Origin of the sequence: Streptomyces endophyticus (assembly GCF_035798155.1) — a bacterium.
GTDB lineage: Bacteria > Actinomycetota > Actinomycetes > Streptomycetales > Streptomycetaceae > Streptomyces > Streptomyces endophyticus.
The window spans coordinates 100,949-114,983 of sequence record NZ_JAOZYC010000088.1; the positions used below are offsets into that span (position 1 = coordinate 100,949).

At 68.6% G+C, this 14,035-nt stretch carries 15 protein-coding genes and 3 pseudogenes; 9 read left to right on the top strand and 9 right to left on the bottom strand.

What is annotated here, in order from left to right:
* Nucleotides 1-39: 39 nt before the first annotated feature.
* Nucleotides 40-633 (top strand): TetR/AcrR family transcriptional regulator, encoded by a 594-nt coding sequence (locus OKJ99_RS11310; RefSeq protein ID WP_326015827.1) that lies wholly within the window; start codon nucleotides 40-42, stop codon nucleotides 631-633.
* Nucleotides 634-671: 38 nt separating this feature from the next.
* On the opposite strand, the pseudogene OKJ99_RS11315 reads toward OKJ99_RS11310, so the two are convergent.
* The 3 genes and pseudogenes from OKJ99_RS11315 to OKJ99_RS11325 all read right to left on the bottom strand — a co-directional run.
* Nucleotides 672-1,130 (bottom strand): annotated as a pseudogene (locus tag OKJ99_RS11315) (TetR/AcrR family transcriptional regulator); the annotation flags it as partial.
* A gap of 101 nt (nucleotides 1,131-1,231) precedes the next feature.
* Entirely contained in the window at nucleotides 1,232-1,513 is a 282-nt protein-coding gene (locus tag OKJ99_RS11320) for an Atu4866 domain-containing protein (RefSeq protein WP_326015828.1), read from the bottom strand.
* A gap of 33 nt (nucleotides 1,514-1,546) precedes the next feature.
* On the bottom strand, nucleotides 1,547-2,398 hold the full coding sequence (locus OKJ99_RS11325; protein WP_326015829.1) for an oxidoreductase: 852 nt from the start codon (nucleotides 2,396-2,398) through the stop codon (nucleotides 1,547-1,549).
* Between the two features lie 140 nt (nucleotides 2,399-2,538).
* On the opposite strand from OKJ99_RS11325, the gene OKJ99_RS11330 reads away from it, so the two are divergent.
* Nucleotides 2,539-3,165 carry a phosphatase PAP2 family protein gene (locus tag OKJ99_RS11330; RefSeq protein ID WP_326015830.1) on the top strand — a complete coding sequence of 209 codons (627 nt, stop codon included), beginning with the start codon at nucleotides 2,539-2,541 and terminating at the stop codon, nucleotides 3,163-3,165.
* A 67-nt stretch (nucleotides 3,166-3,232) separates the two neighbouring features.
* Here OKJ99_RS11330 and OKJ99_RS11335 read toward each other — a convergent pair whose 3' ends face one another.
* The gene (locus OKJ99_RS11335; protein WP_326015831.1) at nucleotides 3,233-3,589 is read right to left on the bottom strand and encodes a hypothetical protein; all 357 of its coding nucleotides are present in this window, start codon (nucleotides 3,587-3,589) and stop codon (nucleotides 3,233-3,235) included.
* 204 nt (nucleotides 3,590-3,793) lie between these two features.
* Here OKJ99_RS11335 and OKJ99_RS11340 point away from each other — a divergent pair, with 204 nt between their 5' ends.
* Nucleotides 3,794-4,129: an SDR family oxidoreductase gene (locus OKJ99_RS11340; RefSeq protein WP_326015874.1), complete on the top strand. Its 336-nt coding sequence runs from the start codon at nucleotides 3,794-3,796 to the stop codon at nucleotides 4,127-4,129.
* 161 nt (nucleotides 4,130-4,290) lie between these two features.
* Here the strand turns inward: OKJ99_RS11340 and OKJ99_RS11345 are convergent, their stop codons facing one another.
* Nucleotides 4,291-4,677 carry a winged helix-turn-helix transcriptional regulator gene (locus OKJ99_RS11345; protein WP_326015833.1) on the bottom strand — a complete coding sequence of 129 codons (387 nt, stop codon included), beginning with the start codon at nucleotides 4,675-4,677 and terminating at the stop codon, nucleotides 4,291-4,293.
* A 115-nt stretch (nucleotides 4,678-4,792) separates the two neighbouring features.
* Between OKJ99_RS11345 and OKJ99_RS11350 the strand changes: the two genes are divergently transcribed.
* Nucleotides 4,793-5,422: an LUD domain-containing protein gene (locus OKJ99_RS11350; protein WP_326015834.1), complete on the top strand. Its 630-nt coding sequence runs from the start codon at nucleotides 4,793-4,795 to the stop codon at nucleotides 5,420-5,422.
* Nucleotides 5,423-5,807: 385 nt separating this feature from the next.
* On the opposite strand, the pseudogene OKJ99_RS11355 reads toward OKJ99_RS11350, so the two are convergent.
* Together OKJ99_RS11355 and OKJ99_RS11360 are read right to left on the bottom strand one after the other, a co-directional pair.
* Nucleotides 5,808-6,144 (bottom strand): annotated as a pseudogene (locus tag OKJ99_RS11355) (LysR family transcriptional regulator); the annotation flags it as partial.
* A gap of 75 nt (nucleotides 6,145-6,219) precedes the next feature.
* Complete coding sequence (locus OKJ99_RS11360; protein ID WP_326015836.1) at nucleotides 6,220-6,897, bottom strand: GntR family transcriptional regulator; 678 nt, start codon at nucleotides 6,895-6,897, stop codon at nucleotides 6,220-6,222.
* Nucleotides 6,898-7,009: 112 nt separating this feature from the next.
* Between OKJ99_RS11360 and OKJ99_RS11365 the strand changes: the two genes are divergently transcribed.
* The 3 genes and pseudogenes from OKJ99_RS11365 to OKJ99_RS11375 form a co-directional block, all read left to right on the top strand.
* Complete coding sequence (locus tag OKJ99_RS11365) at nucleotides 7,010-8,176, top strand: mandelate racemase/muconate lactonizing enzyme family protein (protein ID WP_326015838.1); 1,167 nt, start codon at nucleotides 7,010-7,012, stop codon at nucleotides 8,174-8,176.
* Nucleotides 8,177-8,345: 169 nt separating this feature from the next.
* On the top strand, nucleotides 8,346-9,695 hold the full coding sequence (locus OKJ99_RS11370) for a cation:dicarboxylate symporter family transporter (protein WP_326015839.1): 1,350 nt from the start codon (nucleotides 8,346-8,348) through the stop codon (nucleotides 9,693-9,695).
* A 74-nt stretch (nucleotides 9,696-9,769) separates the two neighbouring features.
* Nucleotides 9,770-10,083: pseudogene (locus tag OKJ99_RS11375) on the top strand (NAD-dependent malic enzyme); the annotation flags it as partial.
* Nucleotides 10,084-10,211: 128 nt separating this feature from the next.
* Here the strand turns inward: OKJ99_RS11375 and OKJ99_RS11380 are convergent.
* Entirely contained in the window at nucleotides 10,212-10,592 is a 381-nt protein-coding gene (locus tag OKJ99_RS11380; protein ID WP_326015840.1) for a GFA family protein, read from the bottom strand.
* A gap of 410 nt (nucleotides 10,593-11,002) precedes the next feature.
* Here OKJ99_RS11380 and OKJ99_RS11385 point away from each other — a divergent pair, with 410 nt between their 5' ends.
* Together OKJ99_RS11385 and OKJ99_RS11390 are read left to right on the top strand one after the other, a co-directional pair.
* Entirely contained in the window at nucleotides 11,003-11,977 is a 975-nt protein-coding gene (locus tag OKJ99_RS11385) for an alpha/beta hydrolase (RefSeq protein WP_326015841.1), read from the top strand.
* A gap of 81 nt (nucleotides 11,978-12,058) precedes the next feature.
* On the top strand, nucleotides 12,059-13,141 hold the full coding sequence (locus OKJ99_RS11390; protein WP_326015842.1) for a GlxA family transcriptional regulator: 1,083 nt from the start codon (nucleotides 12,059-12,061) through the stop codon (nucleotides 13,139-13,141).
* On the opposite strand, the gene OKJ99_RS11395 is transcribed toward OKJ99_RS11390, so the two are convergent.
* Entirely contained in the window at nucleotides 13,105-14,025 is a 921-nt protein-coding gene (locus OKJ99_RS11395) for an NAD-dependent epimerase/dehydratase family protein (protein WP_326015843.1), read from the bottom strand. The two genes, OKJ99_RS11390 and OKJ99_RS11395, sit on opposite strands and share 37 nt — an antisense overlap.
* Nucleotides 14,026-14,035 lie beyond the last annotated feature (10 nt).

Genomic DNA, 14,035 nt, shown 5'->3' on the forward strand with positions numbered 1-14,035 from the left:
GGACAGCCGGCCGGAAGAGAGCCGATCAGGGAGAAGACCGTGGCAAGGCGCAAGGAGACGCTTCGGAAGGGTGACCTGCGCGAGCAAGCCCTTCTGGACACAGCCGAAGCGCTGCTCCAGCACACAAGTTTTGAGGACCTGACGGTCGAGGCGATCGCCAAGGGCGCCGGCATCTCGCGCGGCTCCCTGTACTTCTACTTCGGCAACAAGCACGAAGTCCTCGCTGCGCTCGTGGAGCGCACCATACGAGCCGTCCGGGCCACAGCCGATACCGCTCAGGACGAGGCCGCCGCACCTGACGCTGCCATGGAGCGGGCAGTGCGCGGAGTCGAGCAGGTCTGGCGCGACCACGGCACCGTCATGCGTGCGGCCGTCGACTACTCAGCGCTGCACCCTGTGATCGCTGGTGCCTGGAACGACACCGTCGAAGCTTTCGCCCGCACCATGACCCAGGTACTGCGGCGCGCAGGCGTCCCTGGGGGTGACGGCCCCGAGGATGCCGCCGCCCTGGCTCACGCTCTGTGCTGGATGACGGAACGCACCTTCTACCGTGCCGCCTGCTCGCCCGAGCCGGACCTGGCCCGAGCGACAGCGACCACCATCGGGATCTGGCACCGCATCATGACCGGCTGAGCGGCACCTGCACGAACGGTCCGGGGCTCGGGTCGGTCAAGTCGGGCGGTGCGCAGCCAGATTTCTCGGCAGGTGGCGCCCGCTCGCTGGAGTTCGTCGAGGGAGACGCTGGAGGCTCGGTAGAAGCTCCGCTCGATCATCCAGCACAGTGCGCGGGCCATCTCCGGTGCCTGCTGAGGACCGTTGCCAGATCACCTCGGTGCGCCGGATCGCGGTCACGATGGCCTCGCGGGGGGCGGCGGGATCTTCGGTGGCCGCCAGCGACTTCCGGCGCAAGGACTTCACCGTGCGGGCGACCAGGGCGGTGATCACGTCCTGTTTGGAGCCGAAATAGAAGTGCAGCGAGCCCGGGAGATGCCGGCGCCCTCCGCGATTCCGGCGATGGTCATCGCCTCGAAGCCAATCCCGTCGAGCAGCTCCTCGGCAGCATCGAGGATCGCCTGCTCGCGCAGATCACCCTTGCGCGGGGCCGCCGAGCATCTGCGCTGCGCCTTCACCTACATTCCCCTCACGTTGCTTCCCGGCTCCGCGCCAGCACGGTCGGCGGGCAGGGCATTCGGGCCGGCTGCGAGCCGCGGCTTCGCGGCCGGCCCCACCATCAGACGGCCCCCGCCGTGCTGGGCGCCGCGCCGGCGCAGTGCATCGCCATCCCTGCGTGGTGGAGCACCCCGTCGATGAAGATGCCGTCCGCACTGAACGCGGAGTCGTCCTGGTAGAAGATCCGGTCCCCGGTGATCTGACAGCTGCCGGTGCAGGCGCTTTCGACACTCCCGCGGGCCTCGTCGTACGGGCCGCCGGGCAGCAGTTGATGCCGGACCTGGCCGTCGGCGGTAATCCACATGCCCAGGTACGGGTGGGCGTCGCCGTGCGTGTTCACCATGAGTCTGCCCCTTTCCGGGAAGGCAGGCCGTGGTCAGTTCGAGGCGATCTGCTGGCCGTCGGGAAAGTCGGTGGTGCGCGAAAGGGACTCCCACGTACGTATGTCCTCGTCCACCACCTGCCGCCCGGCGGCGACCAGGCGCAGAGCGTCCGAGCCGAGCACCAGGTGGGCGGGCGGCTTCGGCACATCCAGAATCTGCAGCACCGCGGCGGCGGCCTTCTCGGGGTTGCCGAGCTGATTGCCGCTCGCCTTGACCCGGGCTTCGCGGATCGGGGCGAACAGCGCGTCGTACTCCTCAATGGACCGCTCGGAACGGGTCATCGAGCGCCCGGCCCAGTCGGTACGGAAGGAGCCCGGCTCAATGGCCGTCACGTGGATCCCGAAAGAGGCGACCTCCTTGCCGATGGCCTCCAGCATGCCTTCCAGGGCGAACTTGCTCCCGCAGTAGGCCGACATGCCCGGCACAGCCATCAGACCGCCCATCGAGGTGACCGCCATGATGTGACCGGCACGACGACGGCGCATGTACGGCAGCACCGCCTGGATTGTGGCAGCGGCACCGAACACGTTGGTCTCGAACTGGGCCCGCACGTCGGACAGCGGCGTCTCCTCGAAAACACCTTCCAGGCCGTAGCCGGCGTTGGCGATGACCACGTCGATCGGGCCGACCGACGCCTCGACGTCCTCAACGGCCGCGAACACCGCAGCGTCGTCGGTCACGTCCAGCTGCCGAGCATGCGCTCGACCGGGCGCCAGCACGTCGAACGCCGCCAGGTCCGACTCCTTGCGGACGGTGCCCACCACAGTGTGGCCGGCATCGAGGGCACCCTGCGCAAACGCCCGTCCCAAGCCGCTGCTCACGCCGGTGATCAGGAATGTCTTCATCTCACTCGCCTTGCTCTCTCGGGGGTTGTGGTCGGTCAGTACACCCGCCCACATCTTTAAATCTACATCATGTCGAGTTTAGTCAACGTGACGTAGATAGAGCCTCCGGCGGTACGTAGACGTCGGCCGCCATCGGTGGCGTGGATCCCAGCGAGGCGGCGTCCATCCGCGGGCGCGGGGGTCGGAGTTCACGCCCTTGTTCGTCGAACGAAGTCGAAGGCGCAGTACGGCAACCGGATCCGCCCGACCCTTCCTGCTGGACGGCCCCGACCAGTACCGACTGCCCGCGCCGCCCGCCCTGGACTCCGCGCTACCGCGCCGACCTGGCCGAAGTCCGTGCGTACGGGGCCGCGAACAGCACCGTACGCACGGAGCGGCAGACCGAGACCGCCACCTTCTGGTTCGGCTCCTCGCTGACGCTCTGCACCGAGCCGCTGCGCGTCGCCCTGTTCCACGCGGCCCTGGTAAACACGCAGATCGCCACCTCCGACAGCAAGTACGCCTACCTGCGCTGGCGCCCGGTCACCGCGATCCGCACCGGCACGATCGCCCCCGACCCCACCTGGACGCCGCCGCACGTCACTCCGGCCCATCCCGACTACCCCAGCGGCCACACCACCTACGCGGGGGCGGCGGAAGCGATCCTCTCCACACTCGCTCGGCCGACGAGGCCGGCCTCGCCCTCGGCAAGCAGGTCGCGGCGCACATGCTGCGCAATGCGGCACGGCTGTCGGCAGGCTGTGAGCACCCGACTGAGCATCAAATAAAGGGGCTTGGCTGACACAAGGTCGACAGCGTCACTCGGCGGGCAGTGTCAATCGACGTGGGACACGATCAGGCCGACACGCCGACGACGACGCGGTTCGGTCCGTTGCCCCTCGCGGCTGACGGGCTGTCACGATGGCCGGTGAACGCAGGACGACGTTGTCCGGGTAGAGCCGGCACGACGACGTCGTCCTGACCGGTGACATCCAGAGTGACATCGCCGCTCTCCGCCTGGAGCAGTCCGGACGCACTCAGTGCGGCCCACACGTCCGCGCTTGGGACGTCGCCGGTGGTCGCGGCGTCTGCGGTGGGGGCCAGGCGGTGGGCGAAGCGATGGCCGCGCAGGGCCTGGCCGACGTCGACGCGGGTGGTGGTGTCGTCGTGGGTCACTCCGATGCGGGCAGTGCGGGTCCCGTCGACAGCCACCCCTGTCTCGATACGGCCGGTGAGCGGCCCCGGCGTTCCGGTGACGGCGGGAGGTGCTCGATGAGCATGCGAGGTGCGTCGTAGTAGTCCTGCACCTCGGCCCCGCACGTGCCGGTTTCGACAGTGACGGGGTCTGGGCGCCAGGTCAGCAGGTATCGCGGCGCGGTGAGGGGTGATGCGTGACGACTGTGCGACGGAGGGCGCATCGTCGTGATCTCCAGCGGCACGACCGTCACCGCACGGCCGACCGGCGGGCTGTACGCGGCCGGCAAGGCCGCGCGCGACCGGCTCGTACGGGCGGCCGCGAAGGAACTCGGGCCGCGCGGGATCACCGTGAACAGCGTCCTGCCCGGCGCGACCCACACCGACGCCCTGGAAGCAGGCGCGAGCGCCGAACGGCTGGCGGCCACCCGCGCGCAGACACCGCTGGGACGCCTCGGGGAACCGGACGACATCGCCGCGGTCGTCGCCTTCCTCGTCTCTCAGGACGGCCGCTGGATCACCGGCCAGACCCCCCACTCGGGCGGCGGCCTGCTCTGACCGGTACGCCCCGACCACGGGCTGCCAGTCGGGACCCACTACTCGACGCGCATCCTCTGAAAACCCGTCAATTCGCCTGCACCACAAGGCAAGTTCGCTCGCCGCTCGCCATGCTTCGACGAACGGGCGTCCCCGCCCCGCCCGAGTGGCGTGGGCTCGCCTCAGGAGCGATCGTCGTACGCCTCCCTCGCCTTGTCGATGTCGTCGATGTGATCCAGCGCCCAGTCAAGGAGGCCGCGCACGGTGTCGAGCAGTGTTCGACCGAGTGTCGTGAGTTCGTACTCGACTCGCGGCGGGACGACCGGATGGACGGTGCGTTCGATCAGACCGTCGCGTTCCAGCCCGCGCAGGGTCTCGGTGAGCATGCGCTGGCTGATGCCCGGGACCGAGTTCTTGATCTCCGTGAAGCGCCGTTTGCCCGGCCCGAGTTCATTGATGACGGTCAGCGACCACTTGGATCCGACCCGGTCCAGGACGTCGCGGACCCGACAGGTGGTGTCGTCCCGGCGGGCCAGCACCGTCATCGGGTCGCCGTCCTCGGCTGTCATGGTTACCTCCGGCTCACTGAGGCAGTAAAAAGTGCCGTCTTACGCGGTCGGACCATGGTTTCGCAGACTGAGGCCAGTGACCAGACCGAGCCGATCCGCTGCAGAAGGACACCCAATGACCGTACAGGCCCCCGTGGTTGACGAGACCTTCGCCAAGCCCGCCGACGAGGCACAGCTCGACCGCGCCGCCGAGGCCCTGCGCGGCAACGGCTTCACCGTGCACATCGTGGACACCGTCACCGACGCGCGCGAACTCGTCCTCTCGCTCGTCCCGGCCGATGAGTCGGTGTTCACCGCGTCGAGCGAGACCCTGCGGCTGACCGGGATCACCAAGGCCATCGACGAGTCGGGCCGTTTTGATTCCGTCCGGGCCGCCGCGGGCGATCTGGGCGACGACCCGACCGCCCACATCCGTCTCGGGGCGACACCCGATGTCGTCGTGGGCAGTGTGCACGCGGTCTCCGAGGACGGCGTGCTGCTGGCCGGCTCTGCCAGCGGCAGCCAGCTCGCGCCGTACGCATCGGGTGCGCGCAAGGCGGTCTGGGTGGTCGGCGCACAGAAGATCGTCCCCGACGTGGCCACCGGGCTGCGCCGCATCCGGGACTACAGCCTGCCCAAGGAATGGCGACGGCTGCACGAGAACTACGGCCAGACCTCGTTCATCGGCAAGATCCTCATCCTGGAACGCGAAGCCTTCCCCGATCGGGGCGTGGTCGTCCTCGTCCGTGACAGCGTGGGCTTCTGACACACCTTCAATCGTTGCCGGCGGTCTCCAGTTCCACCCCTTGGGGATCAAGCGTGGAAACCCCCGCGAGAGTGCGGACAACGCACGGACGGGGGCGGGGTTGGCCAGGCAAGCCGAGCTGGACCGGGAGATGGCTGAGCAGTTGGTCGCCCGGGCCCGAGTCGAGGATGGCGGCAGCGCTCTTGGTGCGGGCCAGGCCGGTGACCGTATGGCCTTCGGCGGACAGAAGTTGGGCCAGGCGCCGCCACCAAAGCCGGTGGCACCGATGACGAAGACGTTCATGACGAGGCTCCTCATGTCCAACGCCCTCGCCCTGCAACGTCTGTTGCCGATGAGCGACCGAAAGAAAGACGTGGAGACACGGGCGCTGCGGCACCAACGCGGGGGTGAAGGCTGCCTTCACGGCCACCAACTCCTCCGGGTGGCGGCTGCTGAGGCACGGATCAGTACGGCGAGGGGTTCGCGACCGCCTGCGAGGGCATCGACGCCACGCCCAGCTGCCCCGCGCGGTTCGCGCGGGCCGGTTCGATAAGAGTCCGGCCCGCCTCCGCGAGCACCGCTCGCCGCCCGATCCGGTGGAAGAGCTCGGAACCCAGGTCACGCTCCAGCGCGCGGACGGCCGGGGACGGGAAGGGCTGCGACACGGACAACATGGTGGCCGCGCGGTTGAAGCCACCGGACTCGACGATCGCCAGAAAGCACTCGATCCGGTGGATGCCCATCGGCTTTCCCACATGGGCGGATACGCGCAGTGGCCGGGCCGGGCGCCTCTTCCGCGACGCCGTGCCCCGCGCGGGTTACGACCGTTTCTCGCGGCCCTCTAGGGCGCTGATGGCCGTAGCGGTGAGGCTGTTGGCGATGTGGTCGTGCATGAGCTGGGCGGCCTGGTCTGCCTGGCCGTCCACGATGAGGTCAACCAGACGGCGGTGTTCCTCGAGGTCCCGGGTGCGGGGTTCGTCGCCGGGCGGCAGATCGAGGCCGAGACGCCGGTAGCGGTCGGACTTGTCCCACAGGTCGTCGAGCATCTTGATGAGGACATCGTTGCGGGAGGCCCGGTAGAGGGTCTGATGGAAGACGCGGTGGGCGGCCAGGGCTCCCTCGCCCCACTGGCGGGTCACGGGCAGCAACTGGTCGACGGCCGCCCGCATCGCGGTGATGTCCGCCTCCGTGCGGCGCTTGGCGGCGAGTTGCGCCGCCGTGGGGTCGAGCGAGAGGCGAACCTCGAAGAGCTGACGGGCCTCGTCGGCGGTCATGGTCGACACCCGCACATCACGGTGGGTCTCCACGGTGAGCAGCCCCTCACTGCTCAGGCGGCGAATCGCCTCACGCAGCGGGGTGATGCTCATGTTCAGCGACTCGGCGAGGTCGTACTGCGCCAGCCGGGATCCGGCCGGAAGGCTTCCGTTGAGGATCTGGTCGCGCAGTTCCGCGTAGGCGAGGTCGCTCTTGCTGAGGAACATGTTCTGGCTCGGCATGGCCTCTTGACCGTTCCCTTTCCCGAGATCCCCCCACCCCTTGACATCCCCCGGTGGCGCCACTCACTCTAACAGCCGTCACATCTTATAAGTTACGAGAAAGGCCGCCGCCTTGAAGATCACCAACGTGTACGAGGGCGTCGTCCCCATCAGCTCCTCGATCCGCAACGCGTGGATCGACTTCTCCTCCATGGACTGCTCGATCGTCGCGATCGAGAGCGATGTCATCCGCGACGGGAAGCCAGTGGTGGGCTACGGCTTCAACTCCAACGGCCGCTACAGCGCGGGCGAGATCCTGCGCCGCCGGGTCCTCCCCCGCCTGACCGCGGCCGAGCCCGGCAGCCTTCTCAACGAGGCCGGCGAGCTGGATCCCGCCAGGGCGTGGGAGGTGATGATGCGCAACGAGAAGCCCGGCGGGCACGGCGAGCGCTCGGTCGCGGTCGGCGTCGTGGACATGGCCCTCTTCGATCTCGCGTCGAAGATCGCGGGCCAGCCGCTCTACCGGTACCTGTCCGAACGCCACGGCGACGGCCAGCCGGACGACTCGGTGTTCGTCTACGCCGCCGGCGGCTACTACGCCCCCGGCAAGACGCTCGTCGACCTGCAGAACGAGATGCGTTCCTTCCTCGACCAGGGCTACGACGTCGTCAAGATGAAGATCGGCGGCGCCGACCTGGCCGAGGACCTGCGTCGCATCGAGGCCGTCATCGAGGTCCTGGACGGCGACGGTTCCCGCCTGGCCGTCGACGTCAACGGCCGCTTCGACCTGGCGACCGCGCTGGAGTACGGGCGGGCCATCGAGCCGTACAACCTGTTCTGGTACGAGGAGATCGGCGATCCGCTCGACTACCACCTGAACGCCACCGTCGCCGAGCACTACGCCGGTTCGATCGCCACCGGTGAGAACCTCTTCTCGCTGCAGGACGCCCGCAACCTGATCCGCTACGGCGGTATGCGCCCCGACCGCGACACCCTCCAGTTCGACCCGGCGCTCAGCTACGGCCTGACCGAGTACCTGCGCATCCAGGACATGCTGGGGCAGCACGGCTGGTCCTCGCGGCGCTGCGTCCCGCACGGCGGTCACCAGTTCTCGCTGCACATCGCGGCCGCCCTCAAGCTCGGCGGCAACGAGTCCTACCCGGGCGAGTTCCAGCCCACCGGCGGCTTCGCCGACAACGCGGTGGTCGAGAAGAGCCGGGTCGGCCTGACCGATATCCCCGGCATCGGCTTCGAGGGCAAGGCCGCCTTCTACAAGGTGCTGCGCGCCCTGCACAGCTGAGCCTCACCGCACCGCGACCGCGCGCCCGCTCCGAGGCGGGCGCCGTCGCGCCGGCGCAGCTCCACCCACGCGCCACGTACGACCCCGGGGGCGTCGAGCCGCAGCGCACCGTTCCCGGCACCCCACGGGACAGGGCAACACACGATCGTCGTGCAAGGGAGCACCTACGATGACATCCACCGCCGCCACCGACCGCCCACCCCGCTCCAGGCTGAACCGCCTGCTGCGTGAACTGTGGTTCCAGGTCGTCCTGGCCGCCGTCCTCGGTATAGCCGTGGGGCTGCTCGCACCGGGCATGGGCGAGGAACTGAAGCCGCTCAACGACTGGTTCATCGCACTGGTCAAGATGATCGTGGTCCCGGTCGTCTTCTGCGTGGTCACCACCGGCATCGCCTCCATGGACAACCTGCGCAAGGCCGGCCGGATCGGTGTGAAGGCGATCGGCTACTTCTTGGTGCTGTCCCTGGTGTCGATGCTGATCGGCCTGGCGGTCGCCAACATCTTCCAGCCCGGCGCAGGATTGAACGTCGACCCCTCCACGCTGCGCGCCGAGGACGTACCGGAGACGGCCACCGAGCACGCCACCTTCACCGGCTTCATCTCCTCCCTCATCCCCACCTCGCTCCTTGGGGCGATCACGGGCGACGCGATCCTGGCCGCGCTCATGGTCTCGATCGTCTTCGGCGTGGCCCTGAACATGGCAGGCGAGGACGGCGCCCCGCTGACCCGCGGCATCAAGGCCCTGTCCGACGTGGTGTTCCGCATCGTCGGCTGGGTGATGCGCCTGGCGCCGCTGGGCACCTTCGGCGCCCTGGCCATGGTGGTCGCCACATACGGAGCCGAAAGCCTCAAGCAACTCGCCTACCTGATCCTGCTGTTCACCGCGACCTGCGTCGTCTACGTCCTGGTCGTCCTCGGCGCCATCATGCGGGCCTGCCGGCTGAGCCTGTTCGGTCTCATGCGCTTCCTCAAGACCGAACTCCTCGTCGCGTTGAGCACCTGCTCCAGCGAAGCCGTCCTACCGCAACTGGTACGCAAGTTGGAGACCCTCGGCGTCGGCCGCCCGGTCGTCGGGATCGTCATCCCCTCCGGGTTCTCCTTCAACCTGGACGGCTCTGCCGTCTACCTCACGATGGCCTCGATGTTCCTGGCCCAGGCCATGGGCATCGACCTCTCCTGGCAGCAGCAGCTCGTCATGGTCGGCGTCATGATGCTCACCAGCAAGGGCACCGCGGGCATCGCAGGCGGCGCGTTCATCGTGCTCGCCAGCACCGTCACCGCGGTCGGCCACATCCCGCTGGCCGCCCTCTCCCTGATCGTCGGCGTCGACCGCATCCTCAACGAGGGCCGCGTCTTCATCAACGTCCTCGGCAACGCGGTGGCCACCATCGTGATCGGCAAGTGGGAGAAGGACTTCGACGCCGAACAGGCCCACTCCGTGCTGCACCCGGACAAGGACAGGACGCCGCCCCCGCCGCCCGCAGCCCTCGACACCACCAAGGTCGGCGCCGACAACTGACCCACCCACCAACACCTACCTGGCCACGGGGCCTTGACCGCCCCGGCGCCACGCACCAGACGAGGAACGATCCGATGAGCGCGCCCAGCGTCTCCTACGCGATCACCATCCGCTCGAAGTCCCCGCGGGCGGCGGCACCGTGTCGCAATTGACCGCCACCGTGGAGACCTTGGGCGGCTCGGTCACCGCACTCGACGTCATCTCCTCCGACGCCGACCGCCTCGGCATCGAGGGCGTCACGCTCGGGAAGGTCTCCGACCGTACGTTCCTCATGCACCTCGGCGGCAAGATCGAGATGCAGTCCAAGCACCCCATCCGCAACCGTGACGACCTGTCCATGGTCTACACGCCGGGCGTGGCCCGCGTGTGCATGGCGATCGCGGAGAACCGCACATACTCGCCGCCCCGGCCGACGCGGCCCCGCGGGTTCCCTGGTCACGCCCGCCATCGCACGAAGCGTCAGCCTGGGCGCGCCGCTCCGTAATGGGGTCGGCACAGACACAGCCCGGCGGCACCTCACCGGGAGCGCACCACACCCGCGAACCTCGCCGAACCGCTCCCACTCGCGTTCAACATCTCGATGCAGCCCTCCGGGATGTCGCTGTCGATCGCCGCGACGCGGCTGCCGCAGGTCGGACAGAAGCCGCGCTTCGCCTCACCGGGGAAGGTCGCGTACCAGGTTGGCTCACCACCCTCGCCGGTCCAGTTGATCGTCTTGAAGCCCACCCACCACATCACGGGCGTACCGCCAAGTTTCTGGCAGTGTTCACACGCACAGGTGTGGGGGAAGGCTGCAGGGCCCAGGGCGGTGAAGCGGAGGCGACCGCAGAGGCAGCCGCCAGTGCGATCCTCGGACTGCTCGGTTCGCTGGGCGTCAGCGGTGGGGGTGGCGTTCATCAGGCGATCCCCCAGACGTCAGACGACCCAGCGGCGACTCTGCGGGGCCCGCTCCGTGCGCATGCGTACACCGCTCCCACCCCGCATCACCGAATGCGATCAACACCGACGAATCGGACCCTGAAGGGAAGAGGAGTCCTCCACTGGAGATGCGCCATGTCCATTCACGAGCAGCACCCATGGGCGGAGCCGCTTGCGCTGCGACTGGGACTTGCTGAGGTGAGAGCTCCGACGGGCCGCACTCCGAGGTCTCCTGTTCTCGGCTCGCCCGATTCTCCGCTCCTCAGGCCGCATCTCGGCACGGGTGTCGCGATCACCTCGAAGAGAGTCGTTCGCGGCACTCGGCCTGGATGCGGACCGTCCGTAGCGTCGATGGGGCAAGCGACCGGCATTCGAGGAAAGGACCAGCGATGACTGACCTTCCAGCCCCCACCACGCCGTACCTGGAGCCCGAGGCCAGGGAGCTCGCCGACGCCACCGACCCACACCCGCGGATCTACGAGCTTCCGCCCGAAGAGGGGCGCAAGATCCTCAGCGACCTGCAGAACGGCGAGGGCGTCGAGCGCCCGGACGTCGACGAGGAGTGGGTCGACGTCGACGCCGGAGAGTGGGGCACCGTCCGCACCCGCATCATCAAGCCCAAGGGCACCACGGGCCCGCTGCCCGTTGTCTTCTACATCCACGGCGCCGGCTGGGTCTTCGGCGACGACAAGACCCACGACCGCCTCTTCCGCGAGCTCACCGTCGGAGCCGGAGCCGCTGGCGTCTTCCCGGTCTACGACTGGGCGCCCGAGAAGGGGTACCCGACGCAGGTCGAGCAGAACTACGCCGTCGGTCAGTGGCTGCAGAAGAACGGCGCCGAGCACGGCCTCGACACCTCCCGCGTCGCCGTCGCCGGCGAGTCGGTCGGCGGTTGCATGTCCGCGGTCTTCGCACAGATGAACAAGGACCGCGGCGGGCTCGCGCTCAAGGCGCAGATCCTGCTCTATCCCGTGACCGGGCCGGACTTCGACACGCAGTCTTACCACCAGTTCGCGGAGCACTACTACCTCACCCGCGACGGGATGAAGTGGTTCTGGGACGCGTACACGACCGACGAGACCAAGCGTGAGGAGAAGTACGCCTCGCCGCTGCGGGCGACCCTGGAGGACCTCGAGGGGCTGCCGCCCGCTCTCGTCATCACGGCGGAGGCCGACGTCCTGCGGGACGGAGGCGAACTGTACGCCAACAAGCTCCGTGAGGCCGGCGTCGAGGTGACAGCCGTCCGCATCAGCGGGACCGTCCACGACTTCATGCTGCTGGACAGCCTGCGGGACACCCCGGCCACCAACGTCGCACGGAAGCTGTCCGTCGACACGCTGCGGGAGGCGCTCCACCAGGAGTGACCGCACCCAGAAACATGGGCGGCAGACTCGACGGGGTCTGCCGCCCATCGCTGTGCCGACCACGGACTTCGAGGAGACACGATGAGCCCGACCGCGACAGGTCCACACATCGACGAGACCGGAGCGCGGGTCGTCGGTGAGGTCGGCCTGCTGGAGTACGCCGATTGTCAGGTGTCGGCGATCCATGGCCTTCGGGACATCTTCCGTGTCGCCAGCGAGTACGCCGTGGAGTCGGCCGACCCGCCGAGCGTGATCCGGGTCAGCACTTGGACGGTGTCCGCCACCGACGACGGGCCGGTCATGGTGTGCACCTCGGACACTCATCCTGAGCTTGCGCACCGGCTCAGCCACGTCATCATCCCGCCGAGCCTCGTCGTACCCGAGCTGATGACGTCGGCCGGCGAGCTCACCGATTGGCTCGTCGGACTCCGGTCCCAGGGCACCACTCTGTGTGCCGTGTGCGCCGGCGTCTTCCTCCTCGCCGAGACGCACCTGCTCGACTCCCGGGATGCCACGACCCACTGGGCGTTCGCCGAGGAGCTGGCGCGCCGATACCCGAAGGTTCGGGTGGACCCCTCACGCATGGTGATCGACGACGTCGACATCATGACGGCCGCGGGGATCCTGGCGTGGGTCGACCTGGGCCTCACCCTCGTCGACCGGATGCTCGGTCCCAGCGTCATGCTGCACACGGCACGCTTCGTCCTCGCCGACCCACCGCGCCGGCGGCAGTCCCTCTACCAGGAGTTCACGCCACGGCTCCAGCACGGCGACAGCGACATCCGCGCGGTGCAGGCCCGGCTGCACGCCTGCCTCGACGAGCCGCACTCCGTCGAGCACCTTGCGCGGATCGCGGCCATGCACCCGCGCACCTTCCAGCGGCGGTTTAAGGAGGCTACGGGCCTGACGGCGACGGAGTACGTCCAGGCGGCGCGCATCGCGAAGGCACGCGAGTTGCTGGAGCTGACCAACGAGCCGGTCGCCCAGATCTCCCTCGGCGTCGGCTACCTGGACGTGTCCAACTTCCGGCGGCTGTTCCAGCGCGCCACGGGCGTGGCGCCGTCGGAGTACCGGCGCCGGTTCGGCATCGCGGCACGAGTCGACCGGCAAGAGGAGTCGTCGGCGGGTCAGCCGGCGAGGATCCGCTCCACGCCCTCCCGATAGCTCGTGATCTGGAAGTCGGGAAAGCGGGCCGCGAACTTCGAGCTGTCGAAGATGTTGTCGTCGCGGTAGCGGCTGAGCAGCTCGTACATCTCGTCGAGCGGCTTGACGAAGCGGCGCCCGAGGCGGAAGGCGAGCATCGGCAGCACCGTGTAGCCGATCTTGCGGCCGGTGACTTCGCCGGCGATCTCGACGAGCTGGGCGTAGGACGGCCGGTCCGGGTCGATGGGCAGGTGCCACGTCTGGCCGTAGGCATCCGGCGTGTTGCCGAGCAGGGCGAGAGCGCGGCTCGCGTCGGGGGTCCAGATCAGGGAACGCTTGGCATGGGCGTCGATGGGGACGAACGGCCGCTTGCCCGCCTTGATCCGGTCGAACACCAGCGAGTTCGTGTAGCTCGTCGTCCGGCCGGGACCGTAGAACTCGGGCGCTCGGCCGATCAGGGCTTCGACCCGTCCGGCGCGCATGGCCTCGAGCAGCATGGTGGCGAGCTCTCCGCGGACCCGTCCCTTGCGTCCGCCCGGTGCGAATGCTGTCGACTCGGTCTGGGGCGTCGGCGTTCCGGGATACATATAGGTGTTGTCGAAGAAGACGAGCTTCGTGCCGTGTTCGGCGCAGGCGTCGATGACGTTGCGCATCATGACGGGGAACTGTCGCTCCCACAGCTCCGAGTCCAGGGGCAGGCCGACGGTGAGGTAGGCGATGTCGCTGCCCGCGACGGCTCGGCTGGTGGCGTCGGCGTTGGTGAGGTCTGCGGCCATGAGCTCGTCGGTGTCGTTCACTCTCACCGGCTTGCGGCTGACGAGGCGGATGTCCTTGGTGTGGTTGCGGTGGAGCTCGTTCACGAGCTCGTCGGCGATCGGTCCGCCGGCGCCGAGAACAGTCTGCATGGCTCTGGTC